We start from the raw sequence: 357 nt of genomic DNA on the forward strand, positions 1-357 counted from the left end.
GCGTCACCGCGCTTGCGCAACTCCCGGTGCAGCAACCGAACTTCCAGCATGTTGCGAACCCGCATCAGCACTTCCGCCAGATCGAATGGCTTGCTGATGAAGTCCTTCGCGCCGGCCTGCAATGCGCGCAGCTTGTGGACCGGCTGAGCGGTGATCACGATGACCGGGAGATAGCTGTCCGCCTCGAGCGACTTCAGGCTTTCCATGACCTGGAAACCGTCAGTGCCGGGCATCTGCAGATCGAGCAGGATCAGATCGTAACGGTGCCGGCGATGAAGTTCATAAACGGCGGACGCATCCATCGTCGACTCGACGTGCGCATACCCCGCCCGCCGCAGGATCTGCTCGAGCAGCAGG

General features: G+C 61.9%; 1 protein-coding gene. It reads right to left on the bottom strand.

Annotated elements, in window-relative coordinates:
- On the bottom strand, window positions 1-357 hold a 357-nt coding region (locus DIE06_RS38060; RefSeq protein WP_148094400.1), incomplete at both ends, for a response regulator.

Source organism: Burkholderia sp. Bp8998, assembly GCF_003854235.1.
Taxonomy (GTDB): Bacteria; Pseudomonadota; Gammaproteobacteria; order Burkholderiales; family Burkholderiaceae; genus Burkholderia.